At 38.5% G+C, this 24,054-nt stretch carries 25 protein-coding genes and 1 other annotated feature; of the genes, 14 read left to right on the plus strand and 11 right to left on the minus strand.

Annotated elements, in window-relative coordinates:
* Positions 1-266: 266 nt before the first annotated feature.
* The gene (locus MHH64_RS04665; RefSeq protein ID WP_340002762.1) at positions 267-1,436 is read right to left on the minus strand and encodes a pyridoxal phosphate-dependent aminotransferase; all 1,170 of its coding nucleotides are present in this window, start codon (positions 1,434-1,436) and stop codon (positions 267-269) included.
* Between the two features lie 279 nt (positions 1,437-1,715).
* Between MHH64_RS04665 and brnQ the strand changes: the two genes are divergently transcribed.
* Positions 1,716-3,074, plus strand: coding sequence for a branched-chain amino acid transport system II carrier protein (brnQ, locus tag MHH64_RS04670; RefSeq protein ID WP_095311982.1), 1,359 nt, complete (start codon positions 1,716-1,718; stop codon positions 3,072-3,074).
* Between the two features lie 230 nt (positions 3,075-3,304).
* Here brnQ and MHH64_RS04675 read toward each other — a convergent pair whose 3' ends face one another.
* The 4 genes from MHH64_RS04675 to MHH64_RS04690 all read right to left on the minus strand — a co-directional run bounded on the left by MHH64_RS04675 (position 3,305) and on the right by MHH64_RS04690 (position 6,542).
* The gene (locus MHH64_RS04675; protein ID WP_340002764.1) at positions 3,305-3,949 is read right to left on the minus strand and encodes a GntR family transcriptional regulator; all 645 of its coding nucleotides are present in this window, start codon (positions 3,947-3,949) and stop codon (positions 3,305-3,307) included.
* Between the two features lie 156 nt (positions 3,950-4,105).
* On the minus strand, positions 4,106-4,681 hold the full coding sequence (locus MHH64_RS04680) for an HAD family acid phosphatase (protein ID WP_340002765.1): 576 nt from the start codon (positions 4,679-4,681) through the stop codon (positions 4,106-4,108).
* Positions 4,682-4,696: 15 nt separating this feature from the next.
* Entirely contained in the window at positions 4,697-5,794 is a 1,098-nt protein-coding gene (gene ribD, locus MHH64_RS04685) for a bifunctional diaminohydroxyphosphoribosylaminopyrimidine deaminase/5-amino-6-(5-phosphoribosylamino)uracil reductase RibD (protein ID WP_340002766.1), read from the minus strand.
* Positions 5,787-6,542, minus strand: coding sequence for a GTP cyclohydrolase II (locus tag MHH64_RS04690; protein WP_095311990.1), 756 nt, complete (start codon positions 6,540-6,542; stop codon positions 5,787-5,789). The genes ribD and MHH64_RS04690 overlap by 8 nt, the downstream gene beginning before the upstream one ends.
* 317 nt (positions 6,543-6,859) lie before the next feature.
* Between MHH64_RS04690 and MHH64_RS04695 the strand changes: the two genes are divergently transcribed.
* The 3 genes from MHH64_RS04695 to MHH64_RS04705 all read left to right on the plus strand — a co-directional run bounded on the left by MHH64_RS04695 (position 6,860) and on the right by MHH64_RS04705 (position 8,816).
* Entirely contained in the window at positions 6,860-7,417 is a 558-nt protein-coding gene (locus tag MHH64_RS04695; RefSeq protein WP_095311992.1) for a DoxX family protein, read from the plus strand.
* A 183-nt stretch (positions 7,418-7,600) separates the two neighbouring features.
* Positions 7,601-8,329 (plus strand): EcsC family protein, encoded by a 729-nt coding sequence (locus tag MHH64_RS04700; protein WP_095311994.1) that lies wholly within the window; start codon positions 7,601-7,603, stop codon positions 8,327-8,329.
* Positions 8,330-8,384: 55 nt separating this feature from the next.
* The gene (locus MHH64_RS04705; RefSeq protein WP_118889261.1) at positions 8,385-8,816 is read left to right on the plus strand and encodes an NUDIX hydrolase; all 432 of its coding nucleotides are present in this window, start codon (positions 8,385-8,387) and stop codon (positions 8,814-8,816) included.
* A 40-nt stretch (positions 8,817-8,856) separates the two neighbouring features.
* Here the strand turns inward: MHH64_RS04705 and MHH64_RS04710 are convergent, their stop codons facing one another.
* On the minus strand, positions 8,857-9,453 hold the full coding sequence (locus MHH64_RS04710; protein ID WP_303448268.1) for a TetR/AcrR family transcriptional regulator: 597 nt from the start codon (positions 9,451-9,453) through the stop codon (positions 8,857-8,859).
* Positions 9,454-9,598: 145 nt separating this feature from the next.
* Between MHH64_RS04710 and MHH64_RS04715 the strand changes: the two genes are divergently transcribed.
* The 7 genes from MHH64_RS04715 (at position 9,599) to argS (ending at position 17,231) form a co-directional block, all read left to right on the plus strand.
* Positions 9,599-10,513: an ABC transporter ATP-binding protein gene (locus MHH64_RS04715; protein WP_340002767.1), complete on the plus strand. Its 915-nt coding sequence runs from the start codon at positions 9,599-9,601 to the stop codon at positions 10,511-10,513.
* Positions 10,513-12,111, plus strand: coding sequence for an ABC transporter permease (locus tag MHH64_RS04720; protein ID WP_340002768.1), 1,599 nt, complete (start codon positions 10,513-10,515; stop codon positions 12,109-12,111). The genes MHH64_RS04715 and MHH64_RS04720 overlap by 1 nt, the downstream gene beginning before the upstream one ends.
* A gap of 461 nt (positions 12,112-12,572) precedes the next feature.
* Entirely contained in the window at positions 12,573-12,896 is a 324-nt protein-coding gene (locus MHH64_RS04725; RefSeq protein WP_095312004.1) for a PadR family transcriptional regulator, read from the plus strand.
* Positions 12,889-13,449, plus strand: a complete 561-nt coding sequence (locus MHH64_RS04730) for a DUF1700 domain-containing protein (RefSeq protein ID WP_118889258.1) — start codon at positions 12,889-12,891, stop codon at positions 13,447-13,449. Before MHH64_RS04725 ends, MHH64_RS04730 begins: the two co-directional genes overlap by 8 nt.
* Positions 13,442-14,299 (plus strand): DUF4097 family beta strand repeat-containing protein, encoded by an 858-nt coding sequence (locus MHH64_RS04735; RefSeq protein WP_118889257.1) that lies wholly within the window; start codon positions 13,442-13,444, stop codon positions 14,297-14,299. The genes MHH64_RS04730 and MHH64_RS04735 overlap by 8 nt, the downstream gene beginning before the upstream one ends.
* Positions 14,300-14,625: 326 nt before the next feature.
* Positions 14,626-15,234 carry a SafA/ExsA family spore coat assembly protein gene (gene safA / locus MHH64_RS04740; RefSeq protein ID WP_095312009.1) on the plus strand — a complete coding sequence of 203 codons (609 nt, stop codon included), beginning with the start codon at positions 14,626-14,628 and terminating at the stop codon, positions 15,232-15,234.
* Between the two features lie 49 nt (positions 15,235-15,283).
* Positions 15,284-15,496, plus strand: a binding site (T-box leader).
* Positions 15,497-15,575: 79 nt separating this feature from the next.
* A complete protein-coding gene (gene argS, locus MHH64_RS04745; protein ID WP_340003256.1) occupies positions 15,576-17,231 on the plus strand; it encodes an arginine--tRNA ligase in 1,656 nt (551 codons plus the stop codon).
* Positions 17,232-17,280: 49 nt separating this feature from the next.
* Here argS and csaA read toward each other — a convergent pair whose 3' ends face one another.
* Entirely contained in the window at positions 17,281-17,613 is a 333-nt protein-coding gene (csaA, locus tag MHH64_RS04750; protein ID WP_340002769.1) for a chaperone CsaA, read from the minus strand.
* Positions 17,614-17,857: 244 nt separating this feature from the next.
* Between csaA and MHH64_RS04755 the strand changes: the two genes are divergently transcribed.
* From MHH64_RS04755 to MHH64_RS04765, 3 genes are all read left to right on the plus strand, one after another.
* A complete protein-coding gene (locus tag MHH64_RS04755; RefSeq protein ID WP_340002770.1) occupies positions 17,858-18,463 on the plus strand; it encodes an efflux RND transporter permease subunit in 606 nt (201 codons plus the stop codon).
* A 169-nt stretch (positions 18,464-18,632) separates the two neighbouring features.
* Entirely contained in the window at positions 18,633-19,223 is a 591-nt protein-coding gene (locus MHH64_RS04760) for a 1-acyl-sn-glycerol-3-phosphate acyltransferase (protein WP_095312017.1), read from the plus strand.
* A 196-nt stretch (positions 19,224-19,419) separates the two neighbouring features.
* Complete coding sequence (locus tag MHH64_RS04765) at positions 19,420-19,995, plus strand: DUF6434 domain-containing protein (protein ID WP_095312019.1); 576 nt, start codon at positions 19,420-19,422, stop codon at positions 19,993-19,995.
* Positions 19,996-20,065: 70 nt separating this feature from the next.
* Here the strand turns inward: MHH64_RS04765 and MHH64_RS04770 are convergent, their stop codons facing one another.
* From MHH64_RS04770 to MHH64_RS04785, 4 genes are read right to left on the minus strand one after another with little or no spacing between them, the layout of a single operon-like run.
* Positions 20,066-21,766, minus strand: a complete 1,701-nt coding sequence (locus MHH64_RS04770) for a DUF6044 family protein (protein WP_340002771.1) — start codon at positions 21,764-21,766, stop codon at positions 20,066-20,068.
* Positions 21,729-22,859 (minus strand): dTDP-4-amino-4,6-dideoxygalactose transaminase, encoded by a 1,131-nt coding sequence (rffA, locus tag MHH64_RS04775; protein ID WP_340002772.1) that lies wholly within the window; start codon positions 22,857-22,859, stop codon positions 21,729-21,731. Before rffA ends, MHH64_RS04770 begins: the two co-directional genes overlap by 38 nt.
* Before the next feature lie 6 nt (positions 22,860-22,865).
* Entirely contained in the window at positions 22,866-23,222 is a 357-nt protein-coding gene (locus MHH64_RS04780; protein ID WP_095312025.1) for an EamA family transporter, read from the minus strand.
* A 3-nt stretch (positions 23,223-23,225) separates the two neighbouring features.
* A complete protein-coding gene (locus MHH64_RS04785; RefSeq protein WP_340002773.1) occupies positions 23,226-23,912 on the minus strand; it encodes a GNAT family N-acetyltransferase in 687 nt (228 codons plus the stop codon).
* Positions 23,913-24,054 lie beyond the last annotated feature (142 nt).

Genomic DNA, 24,054 nt, shown 5'->3' on the forward strand with positions numbered 1-24,054 from the left:
GCATAAGCTTAGCGCAGGAATTATACGTAGACTCCAGCGGGAGGTAAGGCATAGGTGAGACACCGTAGTGCGATAGCGCAAGGGGGGATCACCAGCCACCACTGGATGCGCGAATTATATTTCCAGAGCGAGTTATTTGCACCAATCATGTTCGGTTTTTATTTCATAAAAATACTTTTGTCCCAGCCTCAGTGGCCGAACAAGAATGAACCATAAAAGGGGATCTTAATCGAGCTATAACTTTACGATCACCTTTTATGAGTTGGTTATTTAGGGAAAATATTAAGTTTTTCAATACGCTGAATAGCTTCCTTGATACGCTGCTCTTCAACGAGCAAGCCAATTCGGATATACCCCTCACCAAATGATCCGAAACCATTTCCGGCAGCTACTGCCACATCTGCTTTTTCTAGCAGAAAATCAGCGAATGTTTCACTTGTAAAACCATCCGGAACTGGCAGCCAGGCAAAGAAGGATCCTTTTGGAGCCTCGACTTCCCAGCCGATTCGTTGACATTCAGCTATTAATGTATTTCTGCGACCTTCGTAAAGTGCAACTAACGCTTCAACACATGCTTGGTCATCTGATAACGCGACAGCTGCAGCATGCTGGACAGCTGGGAAAATACTAACAAATAAATGATCCTGTAATAGATTAATTGCCTCTATCATTTCCTTGTTGCCTACTGCAAATCCGACACGCCAGCCGGCCATATTATACGTTTTCGAAAGCGTATAAAGTTCAATTCCAACATCCTTTGCACCTTCTGCCTCCAAAAAGCTAATTGGTTTATTCCCGTCAAAACCAATTGCTCCATAAGCAAAATCATGTACGACTCCAATGGAGTGCTCTTCGCCCAGCTTCACCGTTTTTTCAAAAAAGGCTTTCGAAGCAGTTGCACCTGTAGGGTTATTTGGATAATTTAAATAAAGAAGTTTTGCTTTATCTAAATGGCTAGAACTAAGACTATCATAATCTGGTAAAAAATTATTCTCTCGTAGTAATGGCATTGTTTCATGACGCACATTTGCCAATCCGACGCCTGATAGATAATCTGGATAGCCAGGGTCAGGCAGCAAAAGCAATTCACCGTCATTCATTAAAGCAAGCGGTAATTCTACTAATCCAATTTTTGTTCCAAATAAAATAGCAACCTCTGTTTCCGGATCCAAGTCAACGTTGTATTCTTTTTTATAGAAATCAGCTGCTGCCTGTTTTAATTCGGTTGTTCCGCGGAATGGGGAATATTTATGTGTAATCGGCTCTTGGGCAGATTGTTGCAATGCTTTAACGATGTGAGCAGGGGTTGGTTGATCGGGATTTCCCTGCCCTAGATTAATAACATCGCGACCTTCTGCATATGCTGCTGTAACTTTTTGAACGAGTGTTGCAAAAAATTGCGCAGGCAACCCTTTTAAACGATTCGAAAATTCCATTTGATATGACCTTCTTTACTAATAAGATGAATTGTTGAGTAAATTCTATAATCTTTTAATGGTTCTGTCTAGCAATGAAAAATTGTCGTATAAAAAACTATAGTGGCTAATCTGTTTGGATATTTTGAAAAATATCAAAAAATATTCTGTAATATATTGCATTTTTGTTAGGAAAATAGTATGATTATCAACATCAATCAATAGAACATGGCTCGAGTAAATTGTCGGAAAATTTTAATTAAATAGACGAGCTTAATTAGCGACGAGGGGGAACATTCGATGAATAATAAAATAACCTTTTCATCATATCTAGCAATCGGTTTTATGCTGTTTGCATTATTTTTTGGGGCTGGTAATTTAATTTTCCCAGCACAGTTAGGACAATATGCAGGGTCAAACATTTGGCCAGCAATTATTGGATTCTTAGTAACAGGTGTTGGATTGCCGTTACTTGGGATTCTGGCAATGGGCTTTTCAGGTAGTAGGAACCTTCAAGAATTATCTAGCAGAGTTCACCCTGTGTATGGTATTTTCTTCACGGCATTGCTCTATTTAACGATTGGCCCATTCTTTGCAGCTCCAAGAACAGGGACGGTGGCATATGAGGTTGGAATCGCGCCATTTATTAGCGAAGGTGCACAACAGACAGGTTTACTTGTTTTCACGATTCTATTCTTCGCGGTAGCACTTTTATTCTCATTATATCCAGGGAAAATAGTCAACAATGTAGGGAAAATATTGGCTCCAGCATTAGTTGTATTGCTTGTTATTCTGTTGTTGGTTGCTATATTCAATCCAATGGGTGCGATGCAGAACCCGCAAGAAGCCTATCAAGGTGGTGCATTTGTGACAGGTTTCCTGGAAGGCTATAATACAATGGATGCTTTAGCGTCACTTGTGTTCGGGATAATCGTAATTAACGCAATTCGTGCATTGGGTATTACCTCAAAAAGTGGAATTCTTTCTGCGACAGCAAGAACAGGGGTTATTGCAATTACGCTACTTGGGATTATTTATGTAGGAATTGCAATACTAGGAGCTACGAGTACAGAAACACTAGGTTTATTTGATACTGGTGGTCCAGTATTGAGTGGTGCTGCATCACATTATTTTGGAACGTTTGGATCTATTATGCTTGCAATCATGATCATCCTTGCTTGTTTAACAACAGCAATCGGGTTGATAACAGCCAATGCAGAGTATTTTAATACATTATTTCCAAAGCTTAGCTATAAGGTATTGGTTGTTTTCTTTAGTGTGTTAACATTTGTTGTTGCAAACTTTGGGCTCGCGAATATTATTACCTTCTCGATTCCGGTTTTAATGTTCCTATATCCATTGGCAATTGTATTAATGCTTTTGACATTTGTATCTCCACTATTTAACCATGCTCGTATGGTTTATGTAGCAGCGATTGCAGTTACATTCTTAATTAGTATATTTGATGGTTTAGTGGCACTTTGTGATTCGCTAGGAATAGATAATTTCAGCTGGATGAACCCGGTATTAAACTTTTATGAATCAGTTCTGCCATTCTATAATCAAGGGCTGGGCTGGTTGCTCCCCGCAGCGATTGTTATTATTATTACAGGTATTATTGCTAAAGTAGTTAATGTAGGATCAACACAGGAAGTCTAATAATGAAATGAAAACCCGAATCCCCTAAAATGGGATTCGGGTTTTTGTATGTAGAGCTGGTTTTGGACAGATGGCCAGAGCAGGCAGTAGAAAGAAGTGCACACCTGAAGTAAATGAATGCTCCGAATCAAGTGCGAATTTGTATTACAATTGAGTCTGATTATTAAACCAAAAGCGAATCACCATAGCTGTGAGTATCGATGAAGCCAGATTGAAATCGTTTGGTATAATTAAAAAGCATCCAGTGTACGAAGCCAATTTTCATTCATGACAGCAGAGAGAGTTTCGGTATCCCTCTTTTCCATTAACTCAATAATTTTCCAGTGGTCATTAATCGAATTGTTAGTCAGTACAATGGAATTATGGAAAAAGAGCCTTCGTACATGTGCTTGTAAGGAATCAAGTATTGCTTGTATATATGTATTGCCTGCTGTATCAACAATAATTTTGTGAAATTGCTCGTCAACCTTCAAGGCAGAATAGTAATTTTCTGACTGAATCGCGTCGGAAAATTGCTGATTTGTCTTTTTAAGTAATTCCAACGTTTCCTGAGTCAAATTTGTAACAGCTAACTCTGCAGATAATGCCTGTAATGCAGCTAGAGGTGGAAGAATGTCATTAATGGACTCCTTTTCTATCTCTGTAACCTGTGTTGCCTTACCAGGATACATTTTTACAAAGCCTTGGAATTCCAGCAATTGCAAGGATTCGCGAATTGGCGTCCTACTGACACCTAACGCTTTAGCAAGCTCCGTGTCATTTAATTTTTCACCTGGAAGTAAGGTTCCGTCAATAATCCACTGTTGAAGCTGGTTGAATGCGTTTTTCTTTGCAGATAAGCGAACAGGTTTTAAGTGATTCGTTGGTATTGGCAATGCAGTTCACACCCTCCAGAAGAAATTTAAAAGCTTTAATCAATAGTATACATGAAAATTCCTCATTTTGGAATATGCAATATATCGCAGGTGAAAAAATCCTGAATCAACCGCCATAACTATAAATAAGTGAGCAGACAATTTAATGCAGCCTGCTCACTCATTTTTATTCAGTATGCTCTTTACGAAAGTTGTCCAATCAACTACCCTTGGAATATCTTGCAAGTGGCGGTTATAGCTTTGGTCTTTTACATAGACCTTGGTAGTGCTGTTTCGCAATGTTTCAAGTACGACTGGTTTATCATCTATATAATAATCTAGTTCAAGCTGGTTGATGATATCCAGCTTTTCTTCATCTTGCATACCATAGAAAAATCGACTATCATCAACAGGGAAGCCTTGCTGTTGCATCCAGGCTTTCGTTCGTTCGCCATGTTCCTTTGGTCTAGCGGTAATATAGTAAACCTCGTGACCAGCCCGGGTAAGTGTATGTAATGCTTCTACAGCACCCGGGAAAATCGGGCATGATGTATAATAGATTTCTTCCAAGGAGCTGTTCCACATTTCTTTTCCTTCGTCGTTCGATAGTCCAAATGCTTCATGGATTTCTACACTTGAAATGTTTTGAAAGACATCGATGCCGACCGTTTGCTTCAATTTTTTATTATAGAGATGGAAGGCATGCTCCCGTAAATTAATGAGTGTATCATCAATATCAAAACCAAATTTCACCTTATCATTCCTTAGTTATTCATTATCGTAGTTCGGGTAACCGATAAATTTAAAATCCTGACCAATCCGCTGAATGTCGGTATTAATTAAATTCACGGCATCGGTCATTTGATCGATACCCGTTCCTTCTAAAAAGGTTGGTGCATTTTTGCCACCAATTAGCTTCGGTGCAAAATAGAGGATAACTTTGTCGACAAGCTTATTCTCCAGAAACGTGGCATTTATATTGCCGCCACCCTCAATAAATAGAGAAGAGATCCCTTGTTCACCAAGCCTCGTTACAACTTCAAGTGGATTTACATGTTCGATGCCACTTGTTTCTGCAACAATTACATTTAAATCCTCTAACATTTTCCGTTTCTCTTTGTCATAGCGCTGACTAGTAAAAATAATTGTTTTTGCTTGTTTGTCCGTAATAACCTGAGCTTCCAGGGGAATTTTTAGGCTGGAATCCATAATGACACGAATGGGGTTTCTGCCATTTTGAATTCGTGCAGTTAGTGCAGGATCATCCTTGAGCACGGTATTAATACCAACAAGGATAGCCATATTTTCGCTTCGCAGCTGATGAACATCCTGCCTTGATTCCTCAGAAGTTATCCATTTGCTGCTAAACATATGGGAAGCTACTTTTCCGTCTAAGGTGATTCCGGCCTTTAAAGTGACAAATGGTTTTCTCGTCACAATGTATTTATTGAAAACCTCATTCATCTTACGTGCTTCGTCTTCCATCACACCGGTAATTACTTCGATCCCTGCATCTTCTAAAATTTTTACACCATTCCCGGCAACAATCGGATTTGGATCGAGTGTTGCAATGACAACCTTTTTAATTCCAGCTTCAGCGATTGCGACTGCACATGGACCAGTTCTCCCATGATGGGAACAAGGTTCAAGTGTTACATAAATAGTACCGCCCTTTGCCTTATCGCCAGCCATTCGCAAAGCGTTTATTTCAGCATGGGCTTCGCCTGCCTTAAGATGTGCTCCAACACCAACGATACGATTATCATTAACGATGACAGAACCAACAAGGGGGTTGGGGTCTGTTTGTCCTTTCATGGCTTGGGCATTTTTTAAAGCGAGATCCATATAAAATGCATCGTTAGTCATTCAAGCAAGTCCTTTCTTCTTTGAGATGACCGGATTTTGTAATCTTCGTTTGCAAGTATTTTTCGTTGTACTCCGAAACATCTCCCCAAAGCGGTGTGCGCCCAGATACATGCATGCCAGCATTCTCCAATGCTTCCAGCTTTAATGGATTATTTGTAATTAACGTTACTGGTTTTGTGCGTAAAGTTTTTAGAACACGAATAGCATCATCATAGTTTCTTGAGTCATTCACGAATCCAAGCTGTTCATTAGCTTCTACTGTATCATAGCCGTTTTCCTGCAGCACATAAGCCATTGCTTTGCTAAATAGTCCAATACCTCTTCCTTCATGATTCGCTAAATAGAATAATGCACCAGTCCCGTGCTCTTTAATTTTCTTCAAGGATTCCTTTAATTGGAAGCCGCAGTCGCAACGCTTACTGCCAAAAATATCCCCAGTGTGGCAAATGGAGTGCATACGGATTAGCGCATCGTCTGCATTCTTAAAGTCTCCATAAACGAGGACGCTGGATTGCTGAAATTCTGCCAGGTTTGCGGTAGATAGTTTATCTATTATCTTTTGGTAATCCTCCGTAATTTCCTCGCAATTCAACCAACAGTACCACTGAAAGACAACAGTCTCTCCATATAAATTCACCGGAAGCTGGATTGGTCCTACTAAATATATAGCTCGATCCTCAGATCGTATTAATTCAATTTTATCTTTTAAAATAGAAAAAGCTTTTGATTCTAGGTTTATTTGTCCCATTGTAAAATCTCCTTTCACTCTCATTTAGTATAATTAAAAAAGGCTCTAGCTTCAATTTTATTTCCTTGGATTATATTTATTTAATACTTTTCACTTCCTTGTGAAATTGGATTGTATCGATTAGTATATGCAAACTCTGTAATAGATGTCATTTACTTTGCCTTTTTTCTTTAACTGAATTCATACGATGCTTATACAGTATTTTTAAGTAAATGGACAAGTATAAAGTTTTCGAAAGTAGTTGGTCATAATGTTTCATATGTCGAAAAATGGGGATATTATAGGAATAGTAAGACAAATATTTAGGAGGAGATAAAATGGTAGAATTACGAGATTCTAAGTATGGAAAAGAAGTATTTATTGAAGAAAATCCATTATCTAGGTGGTTATTTTCCAATACAAAGTCCGCTTGGATTTGGCTAATATTACGTGTTTATATTGGCTATACATGGGTTACTTCTGGATTTGGTAAAGTAACGGACGATGCTTGGACTGGATCTAATGCCGGAGTTGCCCTTGAAGGCTACATGACGGGTGTAATGTCACTTGCTGAAGAAGGTGGAGTAGCGGGGTGGTATGCTTGGTTCTTGGATTCGGTTATCATTCCGAATGCAAGCATATTTTCTTACATCGTTGCTTGGGGAGAATTGTTAGTTGGAATTGGATTAATTGTCGGTTTCTTAACTGGAATTGCTGCTTTTTTTGGTGCACTTATGAATATTTCATTTTTACTTGCAGGTACAGTTAGCTCAAATCCAGTAATGCTCCTAATTGCAATGCTATTGGTGTTAGCATGGAAGGTTGCTGGCTGGTATGGTGTTGATCGCTGGGCATTGCCAAAGCTTGGAACTCCATGGAGTATAAGGCGCAAATAACGAATAGCTTTTTAAACAATCAAACGGTTAGGTCAAATTGGCTTAGCCGTTTTTTCTATCAATAGAGTTATTTGGATTTAGAAAAGTGTTTTTCAGCTTAATAAGAATGATTATGATAAATGGAACTATTTCCTTCTGCATAACGTATAACTACATATAATAATGCAAGAGGATGATTTAATAATGAAAGATTATGAAATGAAAGCATATGAAGAGGTCCAGGCTTGGCGATTAAAGATTATGAAGCGGTCTGGGATGTTCAATAAGTTATCTAAACAGGCACAAAATAAAATAAATAGTTGGATTCCAGAGAAAGTACATGGGATTGTTACAGATAGTATTAAACATATGGTTAAGGCAACGTTGGTCGGCTCAAATTGGACGACGAAAAAACAGCTCGCAATAACTGGCGGTCTTGCTGAACGGGACGAGCTGCTAAGAGAAAAACATACCTCGTATCGCAAAACAGCAGTAATAGAAGGTGCGGGAACCGGAGCTGGCGGCATTTTGCTTGGAGCTGCGGATTTTCCATTGCTGTTGACCATTAAAATGAAATTCCTTTTTGAAGCAGCAGCAGTTTATGGGTTTGACACGAGCAAGTATGAAGAACGTTTATTTCTTCTTCATATTTTTCAGCTTGCGTTCTCTAGTGAAGACAAGCGAAGAGAGACATTGTTTATTGTGGAGAACTGGGAGAATCAAAAGGATAAGCTTGTCGACATGGACTGGCGCGTATTCCAACAAGAATACCGGGATCATATTGACTTAATCAAGATGTTCCAATTAATTCCCGGCTTTGGGGCAATTGTCGGTGCCTATGCCAACTATAATTTAATGGATCAGCTTGCAGAAACGGCGATGAATGCGTATCGAATGCGGGTTTTAGAGTCGGGTGGCCCGTTGGATTATTAGATAAGTGGAGTTCATGTTATATAAAATAGTAATAATGGAAGATGGGGGAAGGGTTATGGAGCAGACACAGTATCCGATTTATACACCACCAAAGCATATTGTTTCAGCAGCAACAATAGTAATAAACGATCAACGTGAAATTTTATTAATTAAAGGACCTAGAAGAGGCTGGGAAATGCCTGGTGGACAAGTTGAGGAAGGGGAGCCTGTAAGAGAGGCTGCAATTCGAGAAACAAAGGAAGAATCCGGAATTGAAATAGAAATAATAAAGTTCTGTGGGATTTTTCAAAATGTAACAAAGTCAATTTGCAATACACTTTTTTTAGCTAAGCCAATCGGAGGCAAGTTAACGACCTCTCCAGAAAGCCTGGAAGTAGGATTCTTCCCAATAGAACAAGCTCTAGATAAGGTGACTTGGGATAACTTCAGACAACGGATTGAATATTGTTTGGATGAAAACATCCAACCATTTCTTATTGAATTTTAAAAGCTCAAGGTGCATGCCTTGAGCTTTTGTTCTGTGTCTTTTACGATTGTTTTTCCTTCTTGCCAACAATCCCATAAAAGAATAGCTTTGTAAGATCCTCTGATAAAGGAAGTAATGTATGAACAACATCATCACGCTGCATATATTCCTGAAACATTTGTAAATAAAATAATATGGCTTCATTTGATAACGATGGATCAATAAATCCTTGATTCTTTCCATCGTTTACAAACTCAATGAGTAATGGCAAGCCTTCCTTTAGATAAACCTCCTCCACATAGCTTTGCCCTGTTGCATAATCCTTTAGGAGATCTTGAAAAAATTTATTATTCATCGAATGGTTGGCCATGTTTTTTTCAAAGGAAATCATCTGTTTTATTTTATCTTCATAGGGAAGATTACTTGCAAGCAATACTTTCATTTCATCCCAGATCTGATCAACATAAAATTTAAAAACGAGATGGATTAAATTATTTTTGCTGTCAAAATAATTATATATTGTAACCTGTGACACGTTTGCCTCTTTCGCAATCTCTGCTATCGAAACCTTCTGAACACCATATTTCATAAATAATTCAAGTGCGGCTTCTAAAATGTCCTTTTTCTTTAATTCCCTGCGACGTTCAAATCCGTCCATATTGTTCACCTCATATGTAGTTTAATAAAAAATATGTAATAAAACAATAAACATCTTTCATAAATTGGTTGCATAAAGCATTTGTTTTGTATATTATGAACTATATAAGTTAAAATATTTCATAACTAAAAGAGGAGAATGAAATATGCCAATTTTAAAAGCGACAGGCTTAACGAAGCGATTTGGGAAATTTACTGCTTTGGATGGAGTAGATTTGGAATTAAATAAAGGTGAGGTATATGGGTTTATAGGACCAAATGGTGCAGGGAAATCAACGACAATCCGGATTTTACTCGGAATGTTAAAGGCAACTGCAGGGGAAGCACATATTTTTGGAAAAGACGTATGGAAAGATGCTGTTGAACTGCATAAAAAAATTGCATACGTTCCTGGAGATGTGAATCTATGGCCCAATTTAACAGGTGGTGAAGTAATTGATCTGTTTATGAAAATGCGAGGTGCTAAAAATCAAGGTAAAAAAGAGGCATTGATGGAACGGTTTAAATTTGATCCAACGAAAAAAAGTCGAACTTATTCGAAAGGGAACAGGCAGAAAGTTGCATTAATTGCTGCTTTTGCATCGAATGCGGATTTGTATATTTTAGATGAGCCAACATCAGGGCTCGATCCATTAATGGAGCGGATATTTCAAGAATGTGTGCAGGAAGCGAAAGATGCGGGGAAAAGTGTGCTGCTTTCAAGTCATATTTTATCAGAGGTAGAAAGGTTATGTGATCGAGTTGGGATTATTCGAGAAGGCAAAATTATAGAACGAGGGACATTAGATGAATTGCGACATCTCACTCGGACAAATTTAACAATTCAAACGAAAGAACTGATTACAAATCTGGAGGAATTCACAGGTATTCATAACTTGGAAAAAGAGGGGCACAATCTATCCTTCCAAGTTGATACAGAAGAGATGGATGCCATAATCCGCCATATTAGTCAATTTGGAATCGTTAAATTGGAAAGTGCACCTCCAACGTTAGAGGATTTATTTATGCGTCATTATCAAGGAGGGGAACGTGTTTCTTCTGAAATGGGAGGGCTCAGGTAATGTCGCAAAAGCTTTTTACCGGAACAGGTTATTTGACGAAATTAATGGTGCGGCAAAATCGCTTCAAGCTACTCCTATGGCTAGTTGGATTAATTGCAGTAACACTCGCAACAGCTGTGGCGTATCCCGATATCTACCCAGACGAACAATCGCGTGCTGCTTTTGTTTTAACGATGGAAAATCCGGCGATGATCGCAATGCTTGGAGTTGGTTATGAAGATTATGCAACCATTGGATCTTTATTTGCGCATGAAATGTTGCTTTTTACGACGATTGCAGTTGCAATAATGAATATTTTACTCGTCGGACGGAGTACACGAGCAGACGAAGAAGATGGTCGTGTAGAACTGATTCGTTCCTTGCCAGTTGGTCGTTTAGCGTACTTGAACGGAGCGGCGATTGTTGCAGTAGTAACGAATGTGCTAGTAGCCGTTTTGATTGGAACGGGCATCCTTTTGTTGGATATCGACGGCATGGCTGTACAAGGGGCCTACTTGTATGGAGCGACTCTAGGAGCGACAGGACTTGTTTTTGCAGGCTTTACCGCATTATTCGCCCAGCTTGCGGAAACATCAAGAGGTTCCACGATGCTTTCATTTGGAACTTTAATAGCGGCATATCTCGTCCGGGCAAGTGGAGATGTCAGCAGTGAGGCACTTTCACTCGTATCACCACTCGGCTGGACAGTAAGGACGGAAGTATTTGTAGAAAACCATTGGTGGCCAGTTTATGTCATGCTAGCTGTTGCGGTAGTGTTAGGGCTTGTAGCCTTTTATTTGAATGCGATTCGTGATTTGGAATCAGGATTTATTCCAGAACGAGCAGGTAAGAGGAGTGCATCCGTCTTTTTACAAACAACAATGGGGCTTGCTTTTAGACTGCAGCGAACAAACCTGATTGCTTGGGCAATTGGTATATTTTTGCTTAGTGCCTCATTCGGAGCAATTTTAGGGGATTTAGAAGTATATTTTTCCGATAATGAGTTTGTTCAAGCCTTTTTAGCTGAGGGAGATAATTCCATGATGGAACAGTTTATTGTCCTGCTTATGGCAATTATGGCATTGATTAGTACGGTTCCAGTTGTGATGACGGTGTTGAAGTTGAAAAGTGAGGAAAATAAGCATCTGACAGAAAATTATTATAGTCGTGCTGTTTCACGTTCGCGTGTACTGGGAAGCTATGTATGCCTTAGTATGATTGCAAGCTTTGTCATGCAGGCGCTTGTTGCGACAGGGCTCTGGTCTGTTGGCGTGATGGTTGTTGATGATGCGTTAGCATTTGATACAACGTTTGCTTCAGCACTTGTCTATTTGCCAGCAATGTGGATTTTAATAGGTCTGGCAGTCTTCTTTATCGGTATTGCACCAAAGGCAGCGAGTTTCACATGGCTTTATGTTATTTTTGGTTTTGTGGTGATTTATCTTGGCGATATTCTCGATTTTCCAGAATGGCTAAATAATCTTTCAGCCTTTCATCATACACCACAAATCCCAACAGAAGATATGGATTTTATGCGGGTTTTGATTTTAGTTGGTATTGCGATAGTGTTAACTGTGATTGGGTTTGTTGGTTATAATCGCAGGGATATTCAAGGGTAGTCTAAATTTAGTGATCGATTTAGAGCATTGCTGCAGTTAAGACAGGAAATGTTGAAGTTCTAAGTTAAATTCCTGAAGTTCACAATAAAATTGCTGAACGTTCAAAGTAGATCGGAAGCAAGACGCTGAATTTGGCATAAGTTTGTTCTTAGAACTTTAGGTATAGTAATTTATTCATGAAAATATCATCAGGTACTTTCCCGAAATGGAGAACACTTTTAAAGGGTTAAAAGTAAAGTACCAACAGTGAAGAGACCAGAGATACTTTTAATTTTGAATGCATAATAAGATAAGGCTTCTAGTTTAAGAGCTGGAAGTCTTTTTTCTGTAATGTAAATTTATAAAACAGTACCTTGCAATGTACAGTACCGTGTGGTATATTTTTCTGTAGAGGTACTTGTTATAAGTCAGTACTATATAATGAATAGTACTAGTTAGAGAGATGAGGTGTCATGTAATCAATGAACGTCCAATTTAAAAAAGGTGTATTAGAGCTGTGTGTTTTAGTTTTGCTTGATAAAAAAGATCGTTATGGGTATGAGCTTGTGCAAAAAATTTCGGATCAGATTGATATCTCTGAAGGGACTGTGTATCCCCTTCTAAGAAGATTAACGAAGGAAGGCTATTTTACAACATATCTAAAGGAATCAACAGAGGGGCCACCGCGTAAATATTATAAGCTAACGGATAATGGAAGAATATATTACCAAGAGTTACTCCAGGAATGGAGAGAGTTTACGAACGGAGTAAATCAATTAATTAAAGAAGGTGATTTGGATGAATAAAGAACAATTTTTTGCGAAATTAAATGCCCCTTTAAAAAAGCTTCCTGCTCAAGAGAGAGAGGATATTTTGCAAGACTTTGAGGAACATTTTGCAATGGGATTTGAGGAAGGAAAAACGGAAGAACAAATTGCAGATTCGCTAGGTTCGCCACAGCAAATTGCGAAAGATTTAGTAGCGACCTACCATGTGGAAAAGGTAGAAGAAACTGCGACGACAGCGAATATATTTCGTGCAGTTTGGGCTTTGATCGGGTTAGGATTTTTCAATTTGGTCATTGTGCTGGGGCCATTTATTGCATTGGCAGCACTGATAGTCTCCGGTTGGGCGGTCACCGTTGCTTTTATTGGTTCTCCATTACTTGTCATGATAAATACGGTAATGTATCCAGAGGCATTCCAGTTTTTTGATTTATTTTTCTCCGTTGGATTGACAGGTCTTGGATTGTTCATTGGTGTTGGAATGTATTTTGCAACTCGTGCAGTGACAAACGGATTTGTTCGGTACTTGAAATTTAATATGCGCATTGTTAAAGGAGGAATGAAAGATGCTTAATGTAAAAAAAATAGCTGTAACTGCACTAGTCTTGCTGTTAGTTGGTATCATCGGAACAATCTTCACAGTTGGATCCATTGCTGAAACGACTGTCCCAGAAACAACTGAATTACATGAAGAGAATTATGATGACATTGTTATTCAGACAAATAATGCTGTAGTAGAAGTTTTACCGACAAGTGACGAATTTACAACGGTTGAATTTATTGGAAACAGTGAAAACAATCAGAAGTATGAAGTTAAAGCAGATGTAAAAGAGGATACGCTTGCTGTTAATGTGAAAGAAAGATGGTATAAATTTTTTAACTTTGATTTTTCAATTCAATCTCCAAAATTGACAGTTTATGTTCCGGAAAAAACATATAATTCCATTCAAGTCGAAACAGATAATGGACGTGTCGATGCTAATGGTTTGGAAGCCAATGACATCCGTATATCATCGAACAATGGGCGCGCGAATGCGAGTGAATTAGATGTAAAGGAATTGCACGTAACAACGAACAATGGTCGGATTGAACTGCAAGATATTCAAAGTACACATGTTACGAGTGAAGCAGATAACGGACAAATACACTTAGAAAATGTAGATGGAGAGCTTACAGGAAGAACAAGCAACGGGAAAATTACTCTAATTACGGAACACTTAGATCGTCCGATTGATTTTAGCACCAATAATGGGCAAATAAATATCCAAGCGGAAAATGAACCGACAAATGCCATTTTTGATGTGAAGGTAGATAATGGAAGTGTAAAAATCTTTGGTAATTCTAATTGGGATACAGTTGTAGGGAATGGAGATAATCTTATTAAGCTAACAACCGATAACGGTAGTATTACAGTAGAAAAATAGAGATTGTGTAATCGCGTTTAAATTAGATTTTCAGCTAATTTAAACGCGATTTTTTTGGCAGGTAAGAAAGTATAAAACTTTTTCTATCTGCATAAGTGCCTAAGGCTTGCATTTAAGAGTATAAGAGGTTATGAGAAAGCAAAATGCATTTTCTAAGAATCACTTTCACGAATGCCGGGTTTACTAAAAAGGTGTTTCAAGAGCGTTTGATATTAATGCGTAATCTTTACGTAATCATTCTGTAAAAATACATCCAATTTTTTTATAATGATTTTTTCTATGAAACTATATATCCTATTAACATAGAAATAAGGAGGATATAAATTATGTTCAAAAAGATTAGCACATTCATTTTTGCGTTAGTTATTTCAATATCATTACTAGTACCAACTGCTGCGTTTGCAGCTAGTTCTTATACCGTAGTTCCTGGTGATACAATGTGGAAAATCGCTCTGAAAACTCAAACAGGAGTGAGTGAGATTATCAAAGCGAATGCACAATTAAAAAATCCAAATCTTATATATCCAGGACAAAGCTTGCGGATTCCAACAAATAGTGACGATCTAGTGGAACAAGAAGTGATCAAGCTCGTAAATGCGGAAAGAGCAAAGGCTGGACTACCTGCATTGAAATATGATTGGGAGCTTGCTAGAGTTGCAAAGCATAAGTCGCAAGATATGAAAGACAAAGGATATTTCAGTCATACAAGTCCTACATACGGATCACCGTTTACGATGATGAAAAACTATGGAATCAACTACAAATCAGCTGGTGAAAACATTGCAAAAGGTCAAAGCACTGCACAGCAAGTTGTTAATGCTTGGATGAACAGTTCAGGTCACAGAGCGAACATCTTAAGTAAAGATTATACGCATATTGGTGTCGGTTATGTGAAGTCCGGTCACTACTGGACACAAATGTTTATGAAAAAATAAATAGATGTTGATTTTTAGTTGGAATTCATATATACTAACGAAAATTATATTGAATTCGATGATGAAGAGAGTAGTTATGATGGTAACGCAAGCGAGTTGGGGGATGGTGTGAGCCCAATCGTTCTATCCTAATGAAGCGGACTTCTGAGAAACAGCCCGAAATGCAACAGAGTAGGGTGTAGTCGGGTAATGGCCGTTATCCATTTATGAGTTGGTTTTGATGAACAATAAGAGTGGTACCGCGGGTAATCTCGTCTCTATATAGAGGCGGGATTTTTTTGTGTTTACTGATGAAAAGGAGGCTGAAAATAATGGATGCCGTAAAAGCATATGCAGTGGAAATGACCGTACATTTAAACGGTCTGCTAAAGCTGGGAGAAGTTATGAATCTAATCGAAAAGCCGAAGTTTGAGGAGCAAGGTGATTTAGCATTTCCATGTTTTACACTTGCTAAGGAATTGAGAAAGGCTCCAAACATAATTGCGCAAGAGTTAGCAGAAAAAATAGACCATCCAATCTTGGAGAAGGTTGTCGCGGATGGTCCGTATGTCAATGCCTTTTTAAATAAAAGAATGGTTAGTAAACATGCCTTAACATCCATCCTTAAGGATGGTTCGGCATATGGTTCGATAAATTATGCTGAAAAGAAAAATATTACAATTGATTTTTCATCTCCAAACATTGCAAAGCCCTTTTCAATGGGGCACTTACGTTCAACCGTAATTGGTAATTCACTTGCAAATATTGTTGAGAAATGTGGCTATCAAGCGATTCGAATTAATCATCTTGGTGATTGGGGCACACAATTCGGAAAGCTCATCGTGGCATATAAATTATGGGGCAATGAGGCGCGTGTAAAAGAGGAGCCAATTCAAGAACTGCTAAAGCTGTACGTACAGTTTCATGCTGAAGCGGAAAACGACTCAAGGTTAGAAGACGATGCAAGAGCTTGGTTCAAAAAGTTGGAGGATGGTAATGAAGAGGCTCTTTCCCTTTGGACGTGGTTCCGAGATGAATCTCTCCAAGAGTTCGGGAAAATTTATAATTTATTAGGAGTTCATTTCGATTCCTACCATGGGGAAGCGTTTTATAATGATAAAATGGAGCGAATCGTCAGCCGTCTGGAGGAAAGTGACCTGCTGCAAGTATCCGATGGAGCAGAAGTGGTAGACTTAGCTGAACATGACTTAGCGCCTTGTTTAATCAAGAAGTCAGATGGTGCAACCCTCTATGCGACGAGAGATTTAACCGCTGCTGTTTATAGACAGGAAACCTATGAATTTGAAAGATCATATTATGTTGTTGGTCACGAGCAAAGCTTGCATTTTGAGCAAATTTTCTTAGTGCTCCAAAAGCTTGGATACGATTGGGCAAAGCAATTAACACATATTCCATTTGGTTTTATCCTGAAAGATGGAAAAAAGATGTCTACGCGAAAAGGGAAGGTCGTTTTATTAGAAGAAGTTATTCAAGAGGCGATTCGACTCGCAGAACAGATTATTGCTGAGAAAAACCCAAGCTTACAAAATAAAGCAGATATAGCAGAAGTGGTGGGAGTTGGGGCGATTATTTTCCATGATTTAAAGAATGACAGACAAAATAATATTGAGTTCTCATTGGAAGATATGCTGAAATTTGAAGGAGCAACTGGACCTTATGTACAATACACACATGCAAGAGCCTGTTCCATCTTGAGAAAAGCCGAATATGAGGATACAGCAACGAAAGGCTTAAATGATAGCTATAGCTGGTCTGTTGTGAAATTGTTAATGGAGTTTCCGGCAGCCATTGAGCGAAGCTTTAATTACCAGGCGCCTTCCCAAATTGCCAAATACCTTATTGATCTATCGCAGGAATTTAATAAATACTATGGGAATATTAAAATTTTATCTGAGGATGAGGAACTAGAAAGTCGACTTGGATTGGTAAAAGCGACAACCATTGTTTTAAAAGAAGGATTGCGATTGCTTGGAGTGAAAGCTCCGGATGAGATGTAATTTGCTTGGGTTAACTTCCCCTCGAAGTCAACAGAGGGGAGAATAATCCTTACCCAATCGGCGTACCATTTTCCACGACTTCATCTGGCGCAAGCAGGATAACGTCATTTTCACCTGCAACACCTCCAAGTACCAATACTTCTGATTTATACCCAGCAATACGCATTGGTGGAAAGTTCACGACTGCAACGACTTGTCGGCCGATTAATTGTTCGGGAGTATACCGTTCTGTGATTTGAGCGGATGAATTTTTTTTGCCGATTTCTGCTCCAAAATCAATTTCTAGCTTTATTGCAGGTTTCCGGGCTTCTTTAAAAAGCTCAGCATGGATGATGGTACCAATTCGAATATTTAATTTTTGAAAGTCCTCAATTGTTGCCATGTGAAATACGCTCCAATCCTTGAATATTTTTCTATTACTATACTACAAGTGTTTCATAATTGAAAAAATATAATACTTAGTTATTTTATATAGCAGTCAAAAACAGTACCGTAGTGATAAAAATGAAGGCAATATTAAAAAGCCAACTATCACTCAAGAAAAAATACAATAATTATTCTGTAAAGAAGTGTGACATTTTCCAAGTGTTACACTTCTTTTACTTTTTCCTGGTATAACTGTCCGTATGATTCTATCTTATTCAATAAGTCTTAAGTCCACACAACAGGAGCTCCTAACCGATATGATTCTTATCTTCGTTATCTCTATTTTCCTCGTATACCTAGTAATGGCCGTGCAATTTAACCATTTAGCACATCCAATTATTGTAATGTCGGTTATTACAATGGCCTTTGTCGGGGTTGTTTTAGGTTTATTCGCCACACAGCGGGAGCTAAGTATCCTGTCAGGTATGGGGATTATCATGCTTATTGGGATTGTATTAAATAATGCGATTCTACTTATTGACCGAACAAACCAATTGCGCAGAGAAGGTATTCCTGTGAATGATGCAGTAGTCAGGGCGGGTAAAGATCGTATTCGGCCAATTTTTATGACGACTTTTACAACGGTTGGTGGTATGCTGCCACTTGCATTAGCAACCGGAACAACTGGGAATTATCAAGCAACAATGGCGACAGCAGTTATTTCTGGACTGATGTTTGCAACATTGATTACATTGTTTTTAGTTCCAGCAGTTTACCGTACATTCAATGCAATAGGAAATGGTTTCGGTCGATTGTTTAAACCAAGGAGTAAAGAACAAAAGACAGTAGAGGATCAAGCGGTATAAAAGATAAGAGTTCCTTCCAAAATAGAATTGGGAGGAATTTTTTATGGATTGCTATTTTCAAGCTATAATGTAAAATAACAATCAGCATTCACATAAAAATTAGTACCAGTTACTAATACTATATGCTAAAATAGATATATACTATTATTATAGAAAAGAGGAATAAGCCATGTATTATTTTGCAGCTTATTTATTAAAGTTCATTTTAAGTTTATTTGGCAGAATCAAGGTATATCAAAAAGAAAACTTACCTCAATCCGGAGGATATATTATAGCATGCACCCATACAGGATGGGTTGATATATTGTGGTTAGGCGTATCGGTATTACCCACCAAGATATATTATATGGCAAAGAAGGAGTTATTCCAAACAGGTTTTACAAAATGGCTAATGGAAAACTTACACGCCTTTCCGGTTGATCGTGAAAACCCTGGCCCAAGTTCGATAAAAACACCGCGAAAATTACTAAAGGATAACAAAGTAGTTGGGATTTTCCCTAGTGGAACCAGAACAAGTGAAGAAGCGCCGTTAAAAAGAGGGGCAGTAACGATAGCGACACATTCGAAAGCTCCGATTGTTCCTGTTGCTTATACAGGACCAAATAATTTCACGGAACTATTTAAAAGAAAAAAAGCAAAAATTATTTACGGCGAACCCATTTACTTGTCTGAAGATCACCCGAAAAAAGAAGCGATGGAAATGATGATGGATGAATTGAACGCGGAATTAAATCGCCTGCAGAAAGAAATCGAATTATAATATAAAGTACCTGTTCACAGCTTAAAAGTGATAGGTACTCTACCTATTAGGATATTCTTGTAAAGCAGGCGACTTCCAAGTGAAAGGTACTTATAGTAACTTGTACTCCTTGAATTTAAGATTGCGTGATGTTTATTGATGGTTCGGAACAAGAGTTCTATAATGAAATTAGGTATCAAACATGGAGGCGATATTGTTGAGGCCTAATTTAACAACAGACATGAGTATCCAAAGTTTTAAAGATTTCTATTGGTTAAAAGAAGAACTCCAAATATTTTGCAGAGGAAACGGAATAAGTGCTTCAGGTTCCAAAATAGAGATTTCTAACAGAATTGAGACTTTCCTTCGTACAGGAGAGATAAAAAAACCAATTCGAAAAGCAAAAGGGAACAGAGCAGCGCTACAGATTGAATTGAGTCTTGATACAGTTATTTCAGAAAATCATCGTTGCAGTCAACAAGTAAGAGCTTTTTTCAAAACCGTTATCTCTGACTTTCATTTTTCTACTTATATCCAAAACTATTTCAAAAACAATATCGGAAAAACGTATCGAGATGCTGTAGAAGCTTGGTATAAAGAGGAAGAACGAAAGAAAGATCCATCGTACAAGAAACAAATTGCACCTCAATTTGAATACAATCAATTTATTCACGACTTTTTTGGCGACCCTAGTAATCAAGGGAAAAGTCGCAAGGAAGCAATTGAAGCTTGGAATACGATTAAAAAACTCCCGGGAAGCAATAAATACATCTCTAAGCATTCATCTTTGTAGCAAGCCTTATAACAAGTGTAGAAAAACCAGCATACTGCCCGTTCGTATGCTGGTTTTTTTCTATTTCCCCCTAAGACACTGAATAAAGCTCAATTCGCCAAATAGATGAATCAGTTTCAAAGGTTTGCTCATGCTGGAGTCCAAGTTCTTCCGCATTCTCAATAGGAACAGCTGAAAGAATATAGTCTCCACCTAGGTTTTTCAATGCTTCTGTATCGATATCCAGCTGCTCGATAGCTCCATCCCTATTTTTTGTAAACATATAATCTTTACCATGCTCAGCGACATACATATATAATCTACCACCCCATGTATCAAAGTAGTTTTCTAATGTTGCGCTTTTATCTAGTTCTCCAGCAATAACTTCTCTGAATGCATGCTTATACTCGAGTGGAAAGGAGTTGTTGTACGTATCAAGTGTATAGAATCCGTTATATTGTGCGATGATTGGGTGCATGCCAATGCTCACAACCCGGTAATCCGATTGATCCCTTGCAATATATTCCTCAATTTCATCAAAGAGTTCCTCAGCATAAAATTCTTTAAACGTTGGTGTGTTAATGGCACCGTATCTTAGTTCCTCTGTAGATCCGAATGCTAGGAAACACTGGAGTAAAATTAGAATGCAGGCAATAGCTTTCCCAAATTTTAAATGCTTCCACAAAATTACAAGTGCTAGTGCGAAGCAAATATACCAAATTGGCGGATCGAGAAAATGCACACGAGCAAAGTTGAAGGTATTTGCTAGTGAGAAATTGTCTTTCACCATTCGCCAGCCTTCCCAATACCAAAATGCATACCAAACAGAAACAGCGAAGTTAAATACGAAAAAGCTCATCAACAGCCTCGGCTTTACATTGCTAAATGCTGCAATGAGTAAGGCTAATAAAATCGTTGGGATGATCAGATACGTTTGTAATGCCATGTCATGGGTATGACCGTAGAGAAAGTTTTCCCACGATAGTTCTACACTGCGTTCGAACGTATTATAACCAAGGTCTAATTCATCACGATGGGAAGTAAAGCCCTCATCAAAAAACATGGATACGATAAGCAAATAATCTTTGATTAAATAGATGCCTGTCATGGCAATAATTGCAGTGAAAAATGGCCAATTTATTTGTTTTGACCTTATCCAGTCAATCAACCAAAGAATGCCTAGTAATCCAAGGAAAAAGACAAAGCTAAGTACAAAATTCGAAAAGAATGGGATGATGAATAAAAGAATCCAAAGATATTTCGGTACATCCCAACCATTTTTTCGAATTGTTAAAAACAAATACAACGCTAGTGGGATACCAGCAATTGATAAAACCCCTGATGGCCAATAGGGAAGCATTGCAAACCCTAGAGAAGCTCCAACTGTAATGATGTGTATGTATGTATTAGAGCCTGCTCGGAAAATATGCTTCGACAGTAGAAAATACATGCCAAAAAGCGCAGCAAACCGCATAATCGTTTGACTGATACTATAAGCTGTCATTGGTTCAAAAAGCACATAAAGCCATACGACAGCATCGAATCCGGAAGGAAGGGCGCTTCTTGGTAAACCATTGATTACGTTTGGCAATGTGGTATCTGTCAATGTGAAAATCTGTCCACTCTCGGCAAGAATTTTATACCATACGATATTTGAATCTAAATTATCATGCAAACGAATATGCGTGTCCTCACCTAAAAGGTAATAGGGGAGGAGATATCCTATGAGGATAATACACGCAATCAACATGTATTTATTTTTGATAAAAAAGTTTAATCGTTTCGATAACATGGCTGACATCCTTCGTATTTATTCCATAATAAAGTGGCAGTCGAACGATTCTTTCACTACCCGACGTTGTGTACTGGTCCTTCCCGATAAATTTCCCGAACTCTTGTCCAGCTTTTGCTGAATGTAATGGGACATAATGGGAGACAGCCATCATATTATTTTCCTTTAAATAAGAAATGAGCTCGGAGCGCTCTTGTTCATCTTTCGTTTTAATATAAAACATATGGGCGTTATGCTCACAGTCCGCAGGTATATGCGGTCCCTCTATAATCCTTTCTTCGATTAAGGTTCCAAGTCCGGTCGCATACTGTTCCCACGTACGTAAACGGTTGTTATTTATCGTTTCTGCATGTTCAAGCTGAACAGCCAAATAAGCTGCATTCAACTCACTTAATAGATAAGAGGAACCAATATCTCGCCAGGTATACTTATCGACCATTCCTTTCATGAACTTGGAACGGTCTGTTCCTTTTTCTTGTAATATTTCTGCCCGTTCAATAAGGGATGAGTCATTAATTATAAGAGCTCCACCTTCTCCAGATGTATAGTTTTTTGTTTCATGAAAGCTATACGTTCCAAGGTGTCCAATCGTTCCGAGTGCCTTCCCTTTATAGGTACTCATGACACCTTGTGCAGCATCTTCAATTACCCAAAGCCTGTGCTCGTTCGCAATTTCCATAATGGCGTCCATATCACAGGCAACTCCTGCATAGTGCACAACGACGATTGCCTTAGTTTTGTCTGTCACTGCAGCAGCAATCCGATCTGGCGCAATGTTCATCGTGGATGGATCTACATCGACAAAACGCAGTGAGGCTCCTCGAAGTGCAAAAGCATTTGCTGTAGAAACGAACGTATAGGAAGGGAGGATTACTTCATCGCCTTCCCCGACCGCTGTTAGTAATGCAGTCATCTCCAAGGCCGCAGTACAGGAAGGCGTTAGAATTGCACGTTTACATGGAAGCTCGCGTTCAAACCAGTCTGTACACTTTTTCCCGAAAGGACCATTTCCGGAAAACTTGTTCTCTGCTAAAACATGTTGGATAGCTTCTATTTCTGTTCCGATTTTGCATGGTTGGTTAAAAGGAATCAATTTTTATCACCTCATTACGATAATTCCAAGTACAACAAATGCCATACCTATTGCTTTTTGCATGGTGATTGGTTCTTGAAAAAGGAAAGCTGACAAGATAAACACCAATACAAATGATATGCTCATAAACGGGTAAGCGTAGCTAATATCAAATTTTGTCATTGCCGCCATCCAGCATAGGGCAGCACAGAACGCTGCAAGAAACCCGGAAATAATCCATGGATTTAAGAGTAGCTGCAGCAAAAAGATAATCTTATCCATGAATGGCTCTGGCAAGTTTCCTTGTTGGTCAATCTTCCATTTTAAAATGAGCTGTCCATAGACGGTAAATGCGATGGTTCCAAAAATATACAAATAACCCATTTGTCAGCCTCCATACGGAATGGAACCATTTAATTTATGGTACACATCGGTTGATTTGCGTAGCCGGAATCCTAAACTAATAAATACGTTTAAAGATGCGACGTTAGACGGTGAGATGGATGTTTTTAATTCTGAGTGGCCCATGGCGAATTGCTCTTGAACACAATAGCTTGTAAAGGCCTTGGCAAGCCCTTTTCCGCGATAGTTTTTAGACATAGCCAGAAGCAGTATTTTATCATTTTCATAAGCATAAAACCCGGCAGTTTTCCCTTCATAGATAAGTGCTATAATAAGGTCCTTTTCGATCAGATCATGCACCCAATTCATGTAGCGTTTATCTGCCATATGGTTCGGAATGTTAAAGTCACGATGGAAACGTCCGCCTTTAAACGCTTCTTCCGCGATTTCTAAAATTTCATCTCGTTCATACTGACGTGACATTTCAATTCCTTGCTGTTCATACGGTTCAAAGTTCTCTGCCTTGCACATTGGTTCTGTAAGTGTATCCGCATAATAAAATCCATATTTCTTTAGATTTTCCGTGTTCTCCAACGGATCGACTTTTAATGTGAAATGACCTTCTATGTTATTCGTTTGTTTTAATGCCTCCTCTGAACTGGAGGTTACTTCGTACGTATCAATAATAAAACTCCGTTTGTCCCAGGGAGTAGATTGTAAGTAATTTTCCATTGTTCTAATCAGCTCCGATTTCCCATGTTCTAGCAAATAATAAAATTGAATGTTGTATATAATTCAGTTGCCGAAATAGCCACGTCCAGCTCCAGCGACTAGCGAGACTTCCCTCACCTCCGTACGATAAGTCAACATCGAT

Origin of the sequence: Oceanobacillus sp. FSL K6-0127 (genome assembly GCF_037983385.1) — a bacterium.
GTDB lineage: Bacteria > Bacillota > Bacilli > Bacillales > Amphibacillaceae > Oceanobacillus > Oceanobacillus profundus.